Genomic DNA, 18929 nt, shown 5'->3' on the forward strand with positions numbered 1-18929 from the left:
CGGTGGCCTGCTCGCAAAGCGATCGGATCACATTGGGGTGTAACTACGGTGCCAATTCGGGCGGCACGATGTCGCTGACGCCGCGAGCCACGATTGGTTCCCGGCAAGCTTTTCGTTATGATGGCAGCCATGTACCGTGCCGTGACCCGCCAGATCGAAGTGACCGTCGAGCCGAACTTTGTCCCGGAGCAGTCGTCGGCCGAGCGCTCGCGCTACTTCTGGTCCTACACCATCGTGATCACCAATTCCGGCGACGAGACCGTGCAGCTCAAGACGCGGCACTGGATCATCACCGACGCGACGGGGCGGCAGCAGGAGGTTAAAGGCGAAGGCGTGATCGGCGAGCAGCCAATCCTCGCGCCCGGCGAGCGCTACGAATACACCTCCGGCGTCCCGCTCTCGACCGCCTCGGGCTTCATGACCGGCCGCTACCAGATGGTCAACGAAAGCGGCGAGCGATTTGAGATCGACGTGCCGACGTTCTCGCTGGACAGCCCGGACGGCGGCAAGCGGGTGTTGAATTGAGGGGCGGCGAGCTGCGGTATCGCGACTGTAGCTGCCGTAGGGTGGGCAAAGCGAAGCGTGCCCACCATCTCTCCAATCATGCGACAGAAGTTGATGGGCACGCTTCGCTTTGCCCACCTACGATTTCCGAGCGCTTGGCTACGCGTTTTCCACGCCCGCCTCGTGCGGCGTGAATTGATACACCGAGCTGCAGAACTCGCAGGTCACGACGACCTTGTCGTCCTTGACCATCGCGGCACGATCATCCGGCGAAAAGCTCTTCAGCATCGCTGCCACCGCATCGCGCGAGCAGGAACATTCCGCCTTCAGACCGTGCGGCTTGAACACGCGCACGCCGCGCTCGTGGAAGAGGCGGTACAACAGCCGCTCGCCGGAGAGATCGGGATCGATCAGCTCGACGTCCTCGGCCGTGCCGATCAGCGAGCGCGCCTCGACCCAGGCATCGTCCTCGGCGACGGTATGCGGCGTGGTGCCTTCGGGCGCGTCACCGGGATGCAGGTCGGCCTGTCGCGCGCGCTCCGGCGCCTTCGGCAAGAACTGCATCAAGAGACCACCGGCGCGCCAGCGGTGCTTGCCGCCGTCGCTCGAGCGCCATTCCTCGCCGACGGCGAGGCGCACCTGGGTCGGGATCTGCTCCGAGCGCAGGAAGTACTCATGCGCGGCGTCTTCCAGGCTGCCGCCGTCGAGCGCGACGAGGCCCTGGTAGCGGCTCATATCCGCGCCCTGGTCGATGGTCATGGCGAGATGGCCGCGACCGAGCAGCGAGCCGGAGTCCTTCGCCTCGCCGAGCCGCGAGGCGTCGTAGCGGGCATAGGCGCGCAGGCGGTCGGGTGCCTTGAAGTCGACCACCAGGAATGACACCGGGCCGTCAGTCTGCGCCTGAAGAATGAAGCGACCTTCGAATTTCACCGCCGAGCCGAGCAGCGTCGTCAGCACGATGGCCTCGCCAAGCAGCTTGCCGACCGGCGCGGGATAATCGTGCTTGGTGAGGATATCGTCGAGCGTGGGCCCGAGCCGGGTCAAGCGCCCGCGCACGTCGAGCGCATCGACCTCGAAGGGCAGCACGGCATCGTCGACGGGAACGGAAGACGGCGCGCGAACCGGGCTTTCGGGCCCGGCTTTGATGTCAGGGGATTGGGAGACCATGGCGCTCTATCTGGGGTCGGAGGAGGTGAAATGGAAGGGGTTTGGAGCAACTCGGCCCGCGCGCGGTTTTGATCGCAAACGGATACAGCAAGTTCGGTGTCGTCCTGGCGAAAGCCAGGACCCATAGCCACAGGAAAGCGCTGTGGCGCGAGCTGGCAATTGTCAACCTTCGCCAAACGAAGGCCGGTGGCAATGGGTCCTGGCTTTCGCCAGGACGACGACGCGGATCTACGCCACCGCGTCGAATTACTTCACCGCGTCAAAGCACCAGGCCAAAATGCCCTTCTGCGCGTGCAGGCGGTTTTCGGCCTCGTCGAACACGACGGATTGCGGGCCGTCGATCACCTCGTCGGTAACCTCCTCGCCGCGATGGGCGGGCAGGCAGTGCATGAACAGCGCATCGGGCTTGGCGAGCGACATCAGCTTGGCGTTGACTTGGTAGGGCTTGAGCACGTTGTGGCGGCGCTCGCCTTCCTTGTCGCCCATCGAGACCCAGGTATCGGTGACGACGCAATCGGCGCCGCGCACCGCGGCTTCCGGATCGGTACCCAGCATGATCGGAGCGCCCGTCGCCTTCACCCAGTCGCGCATCGCCTTTTTCGGCGCGAGCTCCGGCGGCGTCGCGACATTGAGGTTGAACTTGAAGCGCTCGGCGGCATGCGCCCAGGAGGCGAGAACGTTGTTGTCGTCGCCGGTCCAGGCCACCGTCTTTCCTTCGATCGGCCCCCGATGCTCCTCATAGGTCATGAGGTCGGCCATCACCTGGCAGGGATGCGAACGCCGCGTCAGCCCGTTGATGACGGGCACGGTCGCATTCGCCGCGAGCTCGAGCAGCGCATCGTGATTGAGGATGCGGATCATGATGGCATCGACATAGCGCGACAGCACGCGCGCGGTGTCGGCGATGGTCTCGCCGCGGCCGAGCTGCATCTCGGCGCCGGTGAGCATGATGGGCTCGCCGCCGAGCTGGCGCATGGCGACATCGAACGACACCCGCGTCCGCGTCGACGGACGCTCGAAGATCATCGCCAGCGTCTTGCCTTCGAGCGGCTTGACCGGCTGATGCGCCTTCTGCTTCGCCTTCATGGCGGAGGAAGCGGCGAGCATGCTCTTGAGCTCCGACAGCGGCAGCTCGTTGATGTCCAGGAAGTGCTTGGGCGTCTTGCTCATCAGCCTGCCGCCCGTGCCTTGAGATTTGATTCGATCGCCGTGCAGGCGCGCTCGAGCCGCGCGACGCCCTCCTCGATCTCCACCTCGGTGACGATCAAAGGCGGCAGGAAGCGCACCACATTGTCGCCGGCGCCGACGGTGAGCAGCTTTTCGTTGCGCAGCGCCGTGGCGAGATCGCCGGAGGGCACGACGGCCTTGAGGCCGATCAAAAGCCCCTCGCCGCGCACCTCGCTGACGACATCGGGATGGCGGTCGATCACGGAGGCCAGCTTCTGCTTGAGCAGCAGCGACATCTTCTGCACGTGATCGAAGAAACCGGGCTTGAGCATGACGTCGAGCACGGCGTTCGCCGCGGACACGGCGAGCGGATTGCCGCCGAAGGTCGAGCCGTGCGAGCCAGGCGTCATGCCTGAGGCGGCTTCGGCGGTCGCAAGGCACGCGCCGATCGGAAAGCCGCCGCCGAGTGCCTTCGCAAGCGACATCACGTCGGGAGTCACGCCGAGACGGCGATGGGCAAAGAGATCGCCGGTGCGGCCCATGCCGGTCTGCACCTCGTCGAAGGCAAGCAGAAGACCATGCTCGTCGCAGAGCTGGCGCAGCGCGCGATAGAAGGCGGGAGGAGCCGAGCGCACGCCGCCCTCGCCCTGGATCGGCTCGATCAGGATGCCTGCAGTCTGTGGGCCGATCGCCTTCTTGACGGCTTCGAGGTCGCCATGCGGCACCTGGTCAAAGCCGTCGAGCTGCGGACCGAAACCTTCGAGATATTTTGCCGAGCCGGTCGCCGCGAGCGTTGCCAGCGTGCGGCCATGGAAGGCGCCCTCGAAGGTGATCATGCGGTAGCGCTCGGGATGGCCCTTGGAGGCGTGATAGCGGCGCACCACCTTGATTACGCATTCCATCGCCTCGGCGCCGGAATTGCAGAAGAACACGAAGTCCGCAAAGCTCTCGTTGCAGAGCCTGACTGCGAGCTTCTCGCCGTCCGGGCTCTGGAACAGGTTCGACATGTGCCAGAGCTTCGTGGCCTGCTCCTGCAAGGCCTTGACCAAAGCGGGGTGTGCATGGCCCAGCGCATTCACGGCGACACCCGAGGTGAAATCGAGATAGCGCTCGCCATTGGTCGCGACCAGCCAGCAGCCCTCGCCGCGCTCGAAGCCGAGCTCAGCCCTGGCGAAAACGGGAAGCAAATGCGTCGCGGCGCTTTTGGTCATGACGGTCACTTGAATGTTGAGGCTGGCTCACGAGACTGCCTTGCGCAGCGCATCGTTGACCTGCCCGGAAAACGAAACGTGCCGCCTTTTAAGGGCGGCACGTGTCACCATTTTATGCTTGGAAAAACCGCTGTCAATGCCGCCAGAAGGCCCTGCAAGGCGTGCGGCCCGTAGTCTTGCGGTGGCATTTTTGAGTTCTTTTAGCGACGGAACATGTGGACGCGGAGCCGCAGACTCTTGCGCGGGAGTCACGCCATATTGTAGCGTTTCCCCTGTCAGATACGACATCTCGTGCAGCAGTTCTGATCCTCTTAGTCCTCATGTACCGGCGTAGCGTTCAGGTGCGTTTTCGCGCCCGGCGAGCCTTAAGGGATTCTGGCGGCACGGGTTTTTCGAGGCTTAGACATCGCCACGCGGCCCCAAGGGATTGGCAGGCGCGCGGCGAGGGGAAGGGTGCAATGACGGTTTTGACCTGGTCCGACGATCGCGTCGAGCAATTGAAAAAGCTCTGGGAAGCCGGGCTTTCGGCCAGCCAGATCGCTGCCGAACTCGGGAATGTGACCCGCAACGCCGTAATCGGCAAGGTGCACCGGCTGGGCCTGTCCGGCCGCGCCAAGAGCCCGTCCTCGGCGGCTCCCCGGCCGCGCAAGGCGCGCCCGGCGCAGCACATGATGCGGGTGAGCCGCCCGATCTCGCGCGGCAACACCGCCCTCGCCCAGGCCTTCGAGGTCGAGGTCGAGCCCGATCCGATCACCTATGACAATGTCGTTCCGATGAGCCAGCGCCTGTCGCTGCTCGAGCTCAACGAGGCGACCTGCCACTGGCCGGTCGGCGATCCCTCGAGCCCGGATTTCTTCTTCTGCGGCGGCAAGTCGCTCTCGGGCCTGCCCTACTGCGCACAGCACTCGCGCGTCGCCTACCAGCCGGCCGCCGACCGCCGCCGCGCACCGGCCAAGCCCGGCACGCGCTGAGTTCAGCCGCAAACGACAACGTCCCGGTGCAAGGCCGGGACGCTTGATCGAGAAACGTCAGCACCCCATCCGGCGCGCTTTTTTACGTCTGCTCCGCCTTCGCGAAACGATCATCCAGCGCGTAGCCGGCGCCACGGACGGTGCGGATCGGGTCCTGCTCGCGACCGAGATTGAGCAGCTTGCGCAGACGGCCGATGTGGACGTCGACGGTGCGCTCGTCGATATAGATGTCGCGGCCCCAGACGCTGTCGAGCAGCTGCTCGCGCGAGAACACCCGGCCGGGATGCTCCAGGAAGAACTCCAGGAGGCGATATTCGGTCGGGCCGAGGTCGATCGGCCGACCGGAGCGCGCCACGCGGCGCTTCTCGCGGTCGAGCTCGATGTCGCCAAAGGCGAGTATGGTCGCGAGCCGCTCGGGGCTTGCACGCCGGAGCAGGCCTTTCACGCGCGCGAGCAATTCGGGCACCGAGAACGGCTTGACGATGTAGTCGTCGGCGCCGGTCGCAAGCCCGCGCACCCGCTCGCTCTCCTCACCGCGCGCGGTGAGCATGATGATCGGCAGCTGCTTGGTCTCGGGCCTGGCGCGAAGCCTGCGGCACAGCTCGATGCCGGACAGTCCCGGCAGCATCCAGTCGAGCACGATCAGGTCGGGAATGTGCTCCTTGAGGCGGGTGTCGGCGTCGTCGCCGCGCATCACCGTCTCGACATCGTAGCCGTCGCCTTCGAGGTTGTAGCGCAACAACTCGGTCAGCGCTTCCTCGTCCTCAACAACCAGAATGCGTGCGCCCATAGCGTCGTCGCTCCTTAAGTGTTCGGCACGGTCGTGGCGAAGGTCGTCATATCGCCCTTCGGCCGCTTGTCCGCGATGGCCTGACCTTCGATCATGTAGAAGACGGTCTCGGCGATGTTGGTCGCATGGTCGCCGATCCGCTCGATGTTCTTGGCGCAGAACATCAAATGGATGCAGAACGAGATGTTGCGCGGATCCTCCATCATGTAGGTGAGGAGCTCGCGGAACAGCGAGGTGCAGATCGCGTCGACCTCCTCGTCGCCCTTCCACACCATCATCGCAGCCGGCAGGTCATGCGCGGCATAGGCGTCCAGCACCGACTTGACCTGCTGCTGCACGAGGTCGGTCATGTGTTCCAGGCCGCGGAACAGCTTCAGCGGATGGAAATCAGTCTCCAGCGCGGCGACGCGCTTGCCCATGTTCTTGGCGAGGTCGCCGATCCGCTCCAGATCGGTCGCAACGCGCATGGCGCCGACGATCTCGCGCAGGTCGACCGCCATCGGCTGCCGGCGCGCGATCGTGAGCACGGCGCGCTCCTCGATCTTCTTCTGGAGCGCGTCGATCTCGGCGTCGGTCGCCACCACGCGCTGGCCGAGAGCGACGTCACGGCGGATCAGCGCATCGACGGAATCGACGATCATGCGCTCGGCAAGGCCGCCCATCTCCGCAACGAGCCGCGTGAGCTCCTGGAGGTCGGTGTCGAAGGCCTTTGCGGTATGTTCAGAAGCCATTTCCTGTCTCCTCAGCCGAAGCGGCCGGTGATGTAGTCCTGGGTGCGCCGGTCGCTGGGCGACGTGAAGATCTTGCTGGTCTCGTCGAACTCGATCAACTCGCCAAGATACATGAAGGCGGTCTTGTCGGAGACGCGCGCCGCCTGCTGCATGTTGTGGGTGACGATCGCGATCGTGTAGTTCTCTGCGAGCTCCTGGATAAGCTCCTCGACCTTGGCGGTCGAGATCGGATCGAGCGCCGAGCAGGGCTCGTCGAACAGGATCACCTCAGGACGCACCGCAACGGTGCGGGCGATACAGAGACGCTGCTGCTGGCCGCCGGAGAGCGACAGGCCGGAGGCGTTGAGCTTGTCCTTGACCTCGTTCCACAGCGCGCCGCCGCGCAGCGCCTTCTCGACCCGGTCGTCCATCTCGGACTTGGAGATCTTCTCATAGAGGCGGATGCCGAAGGCGATGTTCTCGTAGATCGTCATCGGGAACGGCGTCGGCTTCTGGAACACCATGCCGACGCGAGCGCGCAGCAGATTGAGGTCGAGCTTGGTGTCGAGGATGTTGGTCTGGTCGAGCATGAGCTGACCGGTGGCGCGCTGGCCCGGATAGAGATCGTACATCCGGTTGAAGATGCGCAGCAGGGTCGACTTGCCGCAGCCCGACGGACCGATGAACGCCGTAACGCGGTTGGTGCCGAGCGTCAGGTTGATGTTCTTCAGCGCGTGGTGCTCGCCGTAATAGAAATTGAGGTTGCGCACCGTCACCTTGGCCGGAGCCTCAGGCAGCGTCGGCGACGCCTGACGTCCGGTGGAACTTACGGAAACGGACAGATCGCTCATTTTGCAGTCCTCTCGGCGCCAAGAATGCGCGCGCCAATGTTCAGGGCAAGCACGGTCAGGGTGATCAGCAGCGCCCCGCTCCAGGCCAGCTGCTTCCAGTAGGCGTAGGGGCTCTGCACGAAATTGTTGATGGTGACCGGCAGATTCGCCATCGTCTTGTTCAGGCTGAGGCTGAAGAACTGGTTCGACAAGGCGGTGAACAGCAGCGGCGCGGTCTCACCGGCAACGCGGGCGGTCGCGAGCAGCACACCGGTGATGAGGCCGGAGCGCGCCGCGCGGTAGGCGATCCGCTTGATCACCAGCGAGCGCGGCAGGCCGAGCGCGGAGGCCGCTTCGCGCAGCGCGTTCGGCACCAGCAGCAGCATGTCCTCGGTCGTGCGCAGCACCACCGGGATCACGATGACGGCCAGCGCGAGGGAGCCGGCGATCGCGGAGAAGCCGCGCATCGGCACCACCACCGCGCCATAGATGAACAGGCCGATGATGATCGAGGGCGCGCTGAGCAGGATGTCGTTGATGAAGCGGATCACCGAGGTCAGCTTGTCGTTGCGGCCGTACTCGGCGAGATAGGTGCCGGCGAACAGGCCGAGCGGCGCGCCGATGCCGACGCCGATCACGGTCATGATGATCGAACCGATGATGGCATTGCGCAGGCCGCCTTCGGTCGAGCCCGGAGGCGGAGTGTCCGCGACGAAGAGCTGAAGGTTCAGACCGGTGAGGCCGTTGTAGAGCAGCGTGATCAGGATCAGCGCGAGCCAGGTCACACCGAAGGCGGCGGCTGCGATGCAGAGCCCGCGGATCACGATGTCCTTGCGGCGGCGGCGTGCGTAGATCGGGTTCATGGCGTCACTTCCCCGCCTTCTGTTCCAGCCGCAGCAGCATCAGCCGCGCACCGGCCAGCACGAAGAACGTGAGTACGAACAGCAGGAGGCCGAGCAGGATCAGGCCGGACTGGTGCAGGCCGTCGCTTTCGGCGAACTCGGATGCGATCGCCGCTGAGATCGTGGTGCCCGGCGCGAAGATCGAGGAGGAGATACGGAAGGAGTTGCCGATGATGAAGGTCACCGCCATGGTCTCGCCGAGCGCGCGGCCGAGTGCCAGCATGACCCCGCCGATGATGCCGACACGCGTATAGGGGATCACCACGCTGCGCACGACCTCCCAGGTGGTGCAGCCGACGCCATAGGCGGCTTCCTTCAGGACCGGCGGCACGGTCTTGAACACGTCGACCGAGATCGAGGTGATGAAGGGCAGCACCATGATCGCCAGGATCAGCGAGGCGTTGAACAGGCTGAGATAGGACGGCGGGCCGGCGAAGATCGCGCCCAGCACGGGAACGCCGTCGAACAGCTTGATCATGAAGGGCTGGAATGTGTTGGCCAGGAACGGACCCAGCACAAAGAAACCCCACATGCCGTAGATGATCGAGGGAATGCCGGCGAGCAGCTCGACCGCCATGCCGATCGGGCGGCGCAGCCATTGCGGGCAGAGCTCGGTGAGGAAGATCGCAATCCCGAGCCCAACGGGGATGGCGATCAGCATCGCGATGAAGGAGGTAACGAGCGTGCCGTACATCGGCCCGAGTGCGCCGAGCACGGGCGGATCGGCCGAGGGCGCCCAGCGCTGCGTCCACAGGAACGAAAGGCCGTATTCCCTGATCGCCGGGAAGGCGCCGACGATCAGCGACAGGATGATGCCCCCTAAGATCAGGAGCACCGAGATCGCGCTGAGCCGCGTGATCCAGTAGAAGGTCATGTCGCCGAGCTTGAACGCGCTCAAGGCCTTGGCGCGGTCATATGGTCCGGCGTCGTCGACGATATCGCTCTGAACGGCCATCTCTGCCACGCCGATCCCCTGCACCAATTTAGTTGCGCCTGTTGTCGGTCTCGTGCCCCGGATGCGGCGCAGCGCGAAGCGGTGCGACGCTGATCCGGGGCCGAAGTTGTGATGGTCCCGGCTCAGCGGCGCGGCATTTCATGCCGCACCGCGTCCGGGACACAAGCATCTCAGCTCTTGATCTCGGCAGCCCAGGTCTTCTCGATCAGCTGGACGACGCTGTCCGGCATCGGGATGTAGTCGAGCTCCTCGGCCGCCTTGCCGCCGTTCTTGAAGGCCCAGCGGAAGAACTTGATGGCTTCCTGCGAGGCCGCCTTGTCGGTCGCATCCTTGTGCATGAGGATGAAGGTCGCCGCGGTGATCGGCCAGGACTTGTCGCCGGGCTGGTCGGTCAGGATCACGTAATAGCCGGGCGCCTTGGACCAGTCGGCGTTGGACGCGGCCGCCTGGAACGCCTCGACGGTCGGCTGCACCGGCTTGCCGGCCTTGTTGACGAGACCGGTGTAGGTCAGCTTGTTCTGCTTGGCATAGGCGTACTCGACATAGCCGATCGAGTTCTTGGTCTGGCTGATGTTGCCGGACACGCCTTCGTTGCCCTTGGCGCCGACGCCGACCGGCCATTCGACGGCCGTGCCCTCGCCGACCTTGCTCTTCCAGTCCGCGCTGGCCTTGGAGAGGTAGTTGGTGAAGTTGAAGGTGGTGCCCGAACCGTCGGAGCGGCGCACGACCGTGATCGCCTCGGAGGGCAGCTTCACGTTCGGATTGAGCTTCTTGATGGCCGGATCATCCCACTTGGTGATCTTGCCGAGATAGACGCTGGCGAGCGTCTCGCCGTCGAACACCAGTTCGCCGGCCTTCACGCCCTCGATGTTGACCACGGGAACGATGGCGCCCATGACCATCGGCCACTGCGCGAGACCGTCCTTGTCGAGTTGCTCTGCCTTGAGCGGAGCGTCGGTCGCGCCGAAGGTCACCGTCTTGGCCTGGATCTGCTTGATGCCGCCGCCGGAGCCGATCGACTGGTAGTTCAGACCGTTGCCGGTCTCCTTCTTGTAGGCGTCAGCCCACTTCGAATAGATCGGGAACGGGAAGGTCGCACCGGCGCCGGTGATATCGGCAGCGAAGGCCGACGTCGATGCGGCCACCAGGCCAGCAGCGACGATAGTTTTGATGAAATTCATGCTGGTCTCCATAGGGGGAGCGAAGCGCCATGCGCGCCCGATCGCGCTCCCGCGCCGCCCCTTTAGGAGCGGTCGGTAGTGCTTTTACGAAGGTTTCGTGACAGTCGGATGACAGGTTTAAGCTACTGAAATAACTTTGATTTCAGCTCGAAGCCGGGGGCTTCGCCTGGGGAAAACAGGCGGTGAAAGTGGCGCCCTGTTTGAGCACGCTTTCGATCAAAAGCCGGCCGCGATGCCGGTTAACAATATGTTTCACCAGCGATAATCCGAGGCCCGTCCCGCCCTGCGAGCGGCTGTCGCCGACGTCAACCCGATAGAAGCGCTCGGTCAGCCGCGGCAGGTGTTCCGGTGCAATCCCGGGCCCGAAGTCGCGCACCATGACGCGGATCTCCGGCGAGCCGTCGGCCGCAGTGACCATGGTGAGCGAGACGATCACCCGCCCGCCCGAGGCGCCGTATTTCAGCGCATTCTCGATCAGGTTCTCGAACAGGCGCAACAGCTCCTCGCGGTCGCCCGCGATCATCACCGCCGTCTCCGGCAGATCGATCTCGACGTCCACCTGCCGCTCGCGCGCCAGCGGTTCGAGCCCGTCGGCGACCTGGCGGATGATCGGCACGACATCGACCAGCGTGTCGGGCCGCACATGCGCCGACAATTCCACCCGCGACAGCGACAGCAGATCGTCGATCAGCCGCGCCATGCGCGTCGCCTGGGTGTGCATGATGCCGAGGAAGCGCTCGCGCGCCTTGGGATCGTCCTTGGCCTGGCCCTGGAGCGTGTCGATGAAGCCGGAGAGCGCGGCCAGCGGCGTGCGCAGCTCGTGGCTGGCATTGGCGACGAAATCGGCGCGCATCTCCTCGACCCGGCGCAGCGGCGTCTGGTCATGGAAGGTCATCAACATGCATTTGTCGGCGCCGCCGAACGTGGTCGGCACCGGGACCGGCGTGATGATCAGCTCCATCCAGCGATCGACCGGAACGTGATCGAGATAATCGGCGCGGCGTGGCTCGGATGTAGCGATCGCCTCGCGCAGCGCAGTGATGATCTCGGGCGAGCGCAACGCGAACTGGGCGAGCTCGTTCTTGCGCAGCGCCGGCGCAAGCTGGGCTGCGGCGGCATTGAGATGGATGACGCGCCCGGCGCGGTCGAGCAGCACGGCCGGGTCCGGCATGCCCGAGACCACCGCGGCTACCGCTGCGCTTTCGACCGGGTTGATGCGGCGGACGTCGTCGCGCGAGGCTGCGGTATCGTGCAGTCGCCAGGGGATCAGCGCCGCGGCCGCGATGCAGAGGAAGACCGCGACCGCCCGCGTCACCGACAATTCCCCGAGCGAGACCACCACCGACAGCGCCAGCGCCGCTGCGATCAGGATGATCGCAGAATGCCGCAGCCGGTCGGACCAGGGCTGGACCGAGGGAGAAGGGTGGGCGTCGATCGCCATCGGGGCAGGCTTCTCCTTAGGAATTGTCGGCCGGTCAGGCGCTCTTGTCGCTGCGCTCTCTCACATAAGCGGCTTCGCGCGCAGGGCCGGGATCGAGCTTGAGGGCCGCCTGTTGCAGGCGTTTGGATCGGGCGCCGATAATAACCTCTCGAAACGTCAGCAAGATTACAGATATGACAAAGGGCGAAAGATAATAGAGGACGCGGAACAGGAGCATTCCCCCAAGGAGCTCCTCACGGTCCATCTGCCACAACCCGACCAGCATGGCCGCATCGAACACGCCGAGCCCGCCGGGAGAGTGGCTGGCGAAGCCGAGCAGCGTGGCGGACACGAAGATCACCGCGACCACGACGAAGCCGAGATTGGGCTCGTCCGGAACCAGCACGTACATCGCGAGCGCGCAGAAGCCGAGATCGACGATGCCGATCGCGATCTGGAGCAGCGTCAGCGGCCCGCCCGGCAGCACCACCGTCCAGGGACCACGACCGACCACGCGCGGCTGGGTCCAGACCCAGACGACATAGGCGACCAGCGCGACGATGATCGCCATCGCGACCAGCCGGTTGAGCCAGGGCGGCAGCTGGTCGATCGAGGCCGCGGCTTCGGGGTGATAGCTGATCCCGAGGCCGAGCACCGCGGCGTTGCCGAGCCAGAAGGTCAGGCCGGCAAGGAAGCAGATCTTGGCGACGTCGATCGCATTGAGGCCCCAGGCCGAGTAGATGCGATAGCGCACCGCGCCGCCGGTGAAGACGCTGGCGCCGACATTGTGACCGATCGAGTAGCTGGTGAAGGCGGCGAGCGCATTGATGCGGTAGGGAACGTGGGCGTGGCCGATCGCGCGCGTCGCAAACAGATCGTAGAAGGTCAGGGTGAAATAGCCGGCGGCCACGAACAGCGCCGCCATCGCGATCTGGCTCGGCTCGGTGCTCTTGATCGCCTCGACCACCTCGTTGAAGTCGATGCCGCGCAGCATGTGGTAAAGCACGTAGCAAGCGATGCCGATGACCGTCACGCTGATCACGACGCCAAGCTTATGCAGGATTTGCTTCTGGCGCAGCAACGTCATCGCCCTGCGTATGGCTTCCAGCATCTAGACCTCGAACTACGCTTCCGCGGCCGTGGCGGCCGCGAAGTGGCAAACGAACAGGCAGTCGGCGAACCCTTGGCGCCGGCTCCAGCTTCGCGCTTGCCCCCCACCCCTCCAGTAGCGCGTTTTGAGCCGGAGTGGAATTCGCCAATAAGCACAAAAACGCGTTTCTTCAATATTTTAGGCGGGTATCCGCGTTTGCCCTGCACCGTTTGGTTCTTTTCCGCGACGGCCGTTGCCGAATCTCTATCGCGATCCTGCGTACGGGCCGTGAAGTTTTGATGATCTCGCCCGGGGCAATGTTCCACCGCGGCTTAAGCCGGCGTCAATCTTCGGGCCTTCGATCGGCGGCGGAAAGGCAAGGCGGGACGCAGTTTTGGCATGCACCGAAGCGCCGTGGCCGTGTGCGGCGCCCAAGGCGCAGCCACTGGGACAGTCAACGCGCCTTGCGGATAGGCAGGGGTGCAAGCGCAAAGCTCAGGCCGCGGGTGCGCTGCGCGAGACGACCCAGTTGCGCAGGCAGGCGCCAATGGTGCAGCCGACGAGATAGCAGCCGAACATGACAAGGCCGAGGTCGAGCCAGTAGCCGAAACGGCCGGGGACCACGCGGGCGAGCGAGACCGCGACCAACGCGGCCACGAGGACCGCAAGCCAGCGGGCCAGCACCTTCGAGGTGCCGCTACCGCGCTGGACCACCGAGATCCATCCCATCGCCAGCCCGAGCAGCAGCGATCCGACCAGCCAACCCCAATGGAACGACAGCAGAAAGGACATGTCATCTCACCAGAAATTCGATGCGGCGGTTTTGCGCCTTGCCTTCGTCGGTATCGTTGCCGGCGACCGGCTGCGTGCTGCCATAGCCGACCGCCGTGAAGCGATCGGCAGGAAGGCCCGCCTTGACCAGATAGTCGATCACGGCCTGGGCGCGCTTCTCCGACAGCGCCTGGTTGAAGGCGTCCTCGCCGTCGGAATCGGTGTGGCCGGCGACCTCGATGATGGCGTTCGGGCAGCGCAGCGCCGTTTCGATGAGGTGATCGAGCAGGCCTGCGGAATCCGGGTCGATCGTGGCGCGCTTCGGCTCGAAGCGGATCTTGCCCTTGGTCAGGAGCTCGGAGAACAGCTGCTGACAGACCGTGCCGTCGACCGGACCTGCGGCAGGCTTCACCGTGATTTCCGGCTTGTACTGCCAGGTCTTGGGAAAATCCTTGCCAAGGCCTGCCCGGATATCGGCGGCCGCGCCCTCATAGAGCGCATCGCCCGACAGCTTGACCTCGCGATCCGTCACAACCAGCGTGCCGGTCGAGAGCCGAGACAATGCGCCAAGCGCGGCGACCACCGAATTGCCGAACGAAGCAGGCGCGCCGACACTGGCCTTGAGATTGTCGACGATCTTCTCGCCGAAGAATTTTCGCCCAGCCGCCGTGGCGATGGCCGCGTGGATGGTGTTGTCGGGCACGTAGCCGGTCAGCGTCACGGTGGCCGCGACCGGATCCTTGTAGGCCTGGAAGATGTAAGGCGGCGCCTTGATGTCGTTGGTCGCGACCGAAAAACCCTCCGGCAAATTCTTCAACGCCGCCGCAATGGCTTCGCGGCCGCCGAGCTCGCGCGCCATGCCGGACAGGCTGACGTTGGTATCGGAGATCGTGATCTTGCCGTCCTTGAGCTTGCCGACCTGGTCGAGCAGGAGCATCGCGGCATTCTCGAAGCGCGGCGGCGCGCCGCGCGCCAATCCCATCTGATCGGCGACCTCGATGCCGCCGAGGTCCTTGCGGGCGGCCTCCATCAGCCGGCCCTTGACCCCCGGCAGCGGCGCGCTGCCGGACAGCGTGACCCGGACGACGTCCCGTTCCGCATTCCAGACGAAAGGCTTGGCCTCGGGAACCAGCCGGGTCTGGTCGTCGACCAGGCGCACGCCCGGCACGGTTTCGACCGCCATGACGGCGTCGCGGCGGCCCTCCTCCGAGAACGCTTCGGCGGCAAAACTGACGTCGCGGCCGGCCACCGCGATCCGGGTCTTGTCCAGGACGGTATTTTTCAGGGCGGCGGCGGATCGGGCGGAGAGGTCGGCCTCCAGCGGCAAGGTGTTATTCCAGGCCGCAATTCCCCACATGACGGCCAAGGGGATCAATCCCGGCCACCATTTGCTGGCCCACCTGAAAAGCTTCTGCATTCGACGACCCGAACTCTGGAACCGGAGACAAAACAAACCCTTGGCGGGCTGTCAAACCGGAAATGGCGGCGTTGTGAAGGCTTGGGGTGAGCAACCGGACTAACTTTTTCTTCAAGGGTTCCCCCCTAGGTTGACCGTGGAATGCCGGGGTCAACCAGCCTTCAATGAAACAACTGCGCAACAACGTCATCCGCGTCGGGCTGGAAGCACTCTATTTCAGCGGGGCGCACCACCTGCTGCGGCCGCTGCTCGCCGGCGTCGGCGCGATTTTCATGCTGCACCATGTGCGGCCGCCCCGGGAGGATGCGTTTCAGCCCAATCGGCATCTCGAGGTCACGCCGGACTTCCTGCGCACCACGCTGCGCCATCTGCGTTCGCACGACATCGACATCGTCTCGATGGACGAATTGCATGAGCGGCTGGTGCAGGGCCGGTTCACCCGCCGCTTCGCCGCCTTCACGCTCGACGACGGCTACCGCGACAACCGGGATTTTGCGCTCCCCGTGCTGCGCGAATTCGGCGCACCTTCCACCATCTATGTCGCGACCGATTTCGCCGAGGGCACCGGACGTCTCTGGTGGATCGCGCTCGAGGCCGTCATTGCCAAGGCGAGCCATGTCGAGGTGCAAATCGGCAACGCCGCATTGCGTCTCGATGCCACGACCGCGCCGGCGAAGCAGGCGGCATTCGACCGCCTGCATGACTGGCTGCGCGCGTTGCCGGGCGAGCACGACCTCCAGCGCGAGATCACCACGCTCTGCGCGAGGTATGATGTCGACATGCCAGCGCTCTGCCGCGACCTCTGCCTGTCCTGGGACGAGCTGAAGGCGCTGACTGCGGATCCGCAAGTCGCGATCGGCGCCCATACCATCACCCATTGCAATCTCGCCAAGCAGAGCGAGGAGATCGTCGCGCGGGAGATGGCAGCGAGCCGCGTGCGGATCGAACACGCGCTCGGCCGCCCCGTGCAGCACTTCGCCTATCCCTATGGCGACCGGCATGCCGCGGGGAATCGCGAATTCGCGCTGGCCGCGGCGAGCGGCTTCAAGACCGCCGTGACGACGCGCCCGGGCATGCTGTTCGCCGAGAATGCCGGCCACCCGACCGCACTGCCGCGCGTCTCGCTCAACGGCAATTACCAGGACGCCCGCATCCTGCCAGTGCTGACTTCGGGCACCGCCACTGCGATGTGGAACGGCTTCCGCCGGTTTGCGGCGGCTTAAATTGATCCCGTTACTCCGACCTCATCCTGAGGAGCGCTCCGAAGGAGCGCGGGTCAGGCAGCTGCACTTCCTTGACTCCCCCCATCACCCCGCCCACAACGAGCGGCAACCAAGGGAGGCGTCATGTTCACGGATCTGTTCTCACTCAAGGGCCGCATCGCGCTCGTCACCGGCGGGTCGCGCGGCATCGGCAAGATGATCGCGGCAGGCTTCCTCAGCCAGGGCGCGGCAAAAGTCTACATCACGGCGCGCAAGGCGGCGGCCTGCGAAGCGACTGCGAACGAGCTGTCCGCGCAATATGACGGCGAATGCATCGCGCTGCCGATCGACATCTCCAGCCTCGCCGGCGTCGAGATGCTGGCAGGCGAGATCAAGAAGCGCGAACCCAAGCTCGACATCCTCGTCAACAATGCAGGCGCAGCCTGGGGCGCGGAGTTCGACGAATTCCCGGAGAGCGGCTGGGACAAGGTGATGAATTTGAACGTCAAGTCGCCGTTCTTCCTGACCAAGGCGCTCGCCGGCCCCTTGCGTGCGGCGGCGTCCGCACGGCGGCCGGCGAAGGTGATCAACATCGCCTCAATCGACGGCATCTTCGTCAATCCGATGGAGACGTATTCTTATGCGGCGAGCAAGGCCGGGCTGATCCACCTGACGCGGCGGATGGCGGTGAAGCTGATCCCCGATCACATCGTTGTCACGGCGATCGCGCCGGGCCCGTTCAAATCGGACATGAACCGCGCCGCGCGCGACCACGGCGACGAGGTCGCAACCCGCGTGCCCGCGGGCCGGATCGGCACCGACGAGGACATGGCGGGTGCGGCGATCTATCTCGCCTCGCGCGCCGGCGACTACGTGGTCGGCGCGACCATCGCGGTCGACGGCGGCATCGTCTACGCGAATGCGGGGATCAAAGGAGACGGGTGGGATAGCTGAGGGCAGTTTTCGACCAAGCTGCTTACGGCCCGGGCCGTACGCTCACCCAATATTCGCTGTCATGCCCCGGCTTGATGTATAGACCGGGGCATCCAGTACGCCGCGGCTTCTCGGCATACGTCACTGTCTGTGGAGCACTGGATCACCCGCTTTCGCGGGTGATGACAGCTTCAATGTTGCAAGGGTGTTAGCCCCTGACCGCGCGGCACTGAGCCCTTACGACTCGATCTTCACGTACTCGAAATCGCCGGGCTTGTTGTCGATGCCGACTTTCGGCGGCGAGATCCAGGAGGCGAATTGGCCGATCTCGGTGACGGGCTTCATCAGGGAGGCAATGAAATCGCCGTCGTTTGTTGACGGCAGCCAGTCGTCCCTGCGCTTGGCCCAGGTGGCGTCGTCGATCAGGATGCCCTCGGGCGTCGCGTGCACATCCTTGAACTCGCCGATGTGACGATGGAAGGTAACGTGCGGCACCGTCAGCTTGAAGTCAAAGCCGGCCGTCGAGATCACCTTGTTCCAGCGCAGCATGCCCTTGACACAGTCCTGGGTGTAGTCGTCGCGCAGCCGCATGTTGAGCGCGGTCAGCGCGGGCTCGTCGACCATCTTGATCTGGCCGTCGACGAACTTCATGACCGGGTAGGTCGCACTCTTGAGCTGGTGATCGTCCTCGATCGACGTTTCCTTGTAGCGGCCCTTGATGCCGGCGTTGAACGCGTTGGCGGCGTTGGTCGACACCTCCGAGCCGAACAGGTCGAGCGACAGCGAATAGTGCAGGTTCAGCTTCTTCTGGATGGTCGGCAGGTCGATGACGCCGAGCGCTCGCACCTTGGCGATGTCGGTGGGATCGGAGATGCCCGCCTCGCTCATCGCCTCGCAGGTCCGCTGCACCACGCGGGTGATGCCGGTCTCGCCGACGAACATGTGATGCGCTTCTTCGGTCAGCATGAAGCGGCAGGTGCGCGACAACGGATCGAAGCCCGACTGCGCCAGTGAGTGCAGCTGCATCTTGCCGTCGCGGTCGGTGAAATAGGTGAACATGAAGAAGGACAGCCAGTCCGGCGTCGCCTCGTTGAAGGCGCCCAGCATGCGCGGCGCGTCCGCATCGCCGGAGCGGCGGCGCAGGAGTTCGTCCGCCTCCTCGCGGCCGTCGCGGCCGAAATATTTCTGCAGCAGATAGACCATCGCCCAGAGGTGACGGCCTTCCTCGACATTGACCTGGAACAGGTTGCGCATGTCGTAGAGCGAGGGCGCGGTCTTGCCGAGGTGACGCTGCTGTTCGACCGAGGCGGGCTCGGTGTCGCCCTGGATCACGATCAGGCGGCGCAGCATCGCGCGATGCTCGCCAGGGACCTCCTGCCAGGCCGGCTCGCCATAGCGCTCGCCGAACGGCACGACGCGGTTCTCCTCCTGCGGCGCAAGCAGGATGCCCCAGCGATAGTCGGGCATCCGCACATAGTCGAACTTGGCCCAGCCGCGCGGATCGACGGAGTAAGCGGTGCGCAAGTAAACCAGCGATTCCTGGAAGCCGTCCGGGCCCATGTCGCTCCACCAGTCCATGTAGCCGGGATGCCAGCCTTCCAGCGCCTTCAGCACCTGGCGGTCTTCGGCGAGATTCACGTTGTTGGGAATCTTGGTCGAGTAGTCGACGTTCATGATGTTCATGTTCATGGCCGTGCTCCTTGTCCGT

Annotated in this window: 18 protein-coding genes; 4 read left to right on the plus strand and 14 right to left on the minus strand. The window is 64.8% G+C overall.

The window, feature by feature from the left end; translation table 11 throughout:
- Window positions 1-129 precede the first annotated feature (129 nt).
- Complete coding sequence (gene apaG / locus YUU_RS0105630) at window positions 130-525, plus strand: Co2+/Mg2+ efflux protein ApaG (protein ID WP_027521510.1); 396 nt, start codon at window positions 130-132, stop codon at window positions 523-525.
- Window positions 526-663: 138 nt separating this feature from the next.
- Here the strand turns inward: apaG and YUU_RS0105635 are convergent, their stop codons facing one another.
- The 3 genes from YUU_RS0105635 to YUU_RS0105645 form a co-directional block, all read right to left on the minus strand.
- On the minus strand, window positions 664-1671 hold the full coding sequence (locus tag YUU_RS0105635) for an Hsp33 family molecular chaperone (RefSeq protein WP_027521511.1): 1008 nt from the start codon (window positions 1669-1671) through the stop codon (window positions 664-666).
- 246 nt (window positions 1672-1917) lie between these two features.
- Complete coding sequence (gene argF, locus YUU_RS0105640; protein WP_027521512.1) at window positions 1918-2841, minus strand: ornithine carbamoyltransferase; 924 nt, start codon at window positions 2839-2841, stop codon at window positions 1918-1920.
- Window positions 2841-4049, minus strand: a complete 1209-nt coding sequence (locus YUU_RS0105645) for an aspartate aminotransferase family protein (RefSeq protein ID WP_027521513.1) — start codon at window positions 4047-4049, stop codon at window positions 2841-2843. Before YUU_RS0105645 ends, argF begins: the two co-directional genes overlap by 1 nt.
- 458 nt (window positions 4050-4507) lie before the next feature.
- Between YUU_RS0105645 and YUU_RS0105650 the strand changes: the two genes are divergently transcribed.
- Entirely contained in the window at window positions 4508-5020 is a 513-nt protein-coding gene (locus YUU_RS0105650; RefSeq protein ID WP_027521514.1) for a GcrA family cell cycle regulator, read from the plus strand.
- 82 nt (window positions 5021-5102) lie between these two features.
- Here the strand turns inward: YUU_RS0105650 and phoB are convergent, their stop codons facing one another.
- From phoB to YUU_RS0105700, 10 genes are all read right to left on the minus strand, one after another.
- Window positions 5103-5810: a phosphate regulon transcriptional regulator PhoB gene (phoB, locus tag YUU_RS0105655; RefSeq protein WP_027521515.1), complete on the minus strand. Its 708-nt coding sequence runs from the start codon at window positions 5808-5810 to the stop codon at window positions 5103-5105.
- A gap of 14 nt (window positions 5811-5824) precedes the next feature.
- Window positions 5825-6541, minus strand: coding sequence for a phosphate signaling complex protein PhoU (phoU, locus tag YUU_RS0105660; RefSeq protein ID WP_027521516.1), 717 nt, complete (start codon window positions 6539-6541; stop codon window positions 5825-5827).
- A gap of 11 nt (window positions 6542-6552) precedes the next feature.
- Entirely contained in the window at window positions 6553-7371 is an 819-nt protein-coding gene (gene pstB, locus YUU_RS0105665) for a phosphate ABC transporter ATP-binding protein PstB (RefSeq protein WP_027521517.1), read from the minus strand.
- On the minus strand, window positions 7368-8213 hold the full coding sequence (pstA, locus tag YUU_RS0105670; protein ID WP_027521518.1) for a phosphate ABC transporter permease PstA: 846 nt from the start codon (window positions 8211-8213) through the stop codon (window positions 7368-7370). Before pstA ends, pstB begins: the two co-directional genes overlap by 4 nt.
- 4 nt (window positions 8214-8217) lie before the next feature.
- Window positions 8218-9207 (minus strand): phosphate ABC transporter permease subunit PstC, encoded by a 990-nt coding sequence (pstC, locus tag YUU_RS0105675; protein ID WP_027521519.1) that lies wholly within the window; start codon window positions 9205-9207, stop codon window positions 8218-8220.
- Between the two features lie 170 nt (window positions 9208-9377).
- The gene (gene pstS / locus YUU_RS0105680) at window positions 9378-10388 is read right to left on the minus strand and encodes a phosphate ABC transporter substrate-binding protein PstS (protein ID WP_027521520.1); all 1011 of its coding nucleotides are present in this window, start codon (window positions 10386-10388) and stop codon (window positions 9378-9380) included.
- Window positions 10389-10530: 142 nt separating this feature from the next.
- Window positions 10531-11829 carry an ATP-binding protein gene (locus tag YUU_RS0105685; protein ID WP_027521521.1) on the minus strand — a complete coding sequence of 433 codons (1299 nt, stop codon included), beginning with the start codon at window positions 11827-11829 and terminating at the stop codon, window positions 10531-10533.
- Between the two features lie 34 nt (window positions 11830-11863).
- Window positions 11864-12919 carry a lysylphosphatidylglycerol synthase domain-containing protein gene (locus YUU_RS0105690; RefSeq protein ID WP_027521522.1) on the minus strand — a complete coding sequence of 352 codons (1056 nt, stop codon included), beginning with the start codon at window positions 12917-12919 and terminating at the stop codon, window positions 11864-11866.
- Between the two features lie 474 nt (window positions 12920-13393).
- Entirely contained in the window at window positions 13394-13690 is a 297-nt protein-coding gene (locus YUU_RS0105695; protein ID WP_027521523.1) for a hypothetical protein, read from the minus strand.
- Window position 13691: 1 nt separating this feature from the next.
- Entirely contained in the window at window positions 13692-15086 is a 1395-nt protein-coding gene (locus YUU_RS0105700) for an OmpA family protein (RefSeq protein WP_027521524.1), read from the minus strand.
- 164 nt (window positions 15087-15250) lie between these two features.
- Between YUU_RS0105700 and YUU_RS0105705 the strand changes: the two genes are divergently transcribed.
- Both YUU_RS0105705 and YUU_RS0105710 read left to right on the plus strand, forming a co-directional pair.
- Window positions 15251-16309, plus strand: a complete 1059-nt coding sequence (locus tag YUU_RS0105705) for a polysaccharide deacetylase family protein (protein ID WP_027521525.1) — start codon at window positions 15251-15253, stop codon at window positions 16307-16309.
- 123 nt (window positions 16310-16432) lie between these two features.
- Window positions 16433-17242 (plus strand): SDR family oxidoreductase, encoded by an 810-nt coding sequence (locus YUU_RS0105710; protein WP_027521526.1) that lies wholly within the window; start codon window positions 16433-16435, stop codon window positions 17240-17242.
- A gap of 216 nt (window positions 17243-17458) precedes the next feature.
- Here the strand turns inward: YUU_RS0105710 and boxB are convergent, their stop codons facing one another.
- Complete coding sequence (gene boxB / locus YUU_RS0105715) at window positions 17459-18910, minus strand: benzoyl-CoA 2,3-epoxidase subunit BoxB (RefSeq protein WP_027521527.1); 1452 nt, start codon at window positions 18908-18910, stop codon at window positions 17459-17461.
- Window positions 18911-18929 lie beyond the last annotated feature (19 nt).

This window comes from Bradyrhizobium sp. Ec3.3, from assembly GCF_000472925.1.
Taxonomy (GTDB): domain Bacteria; phylum Pseudomonadota; class Alphaproteobacteria; order Rhizobiales; family Xanthobacteraceae; genus Bradyrhizobium.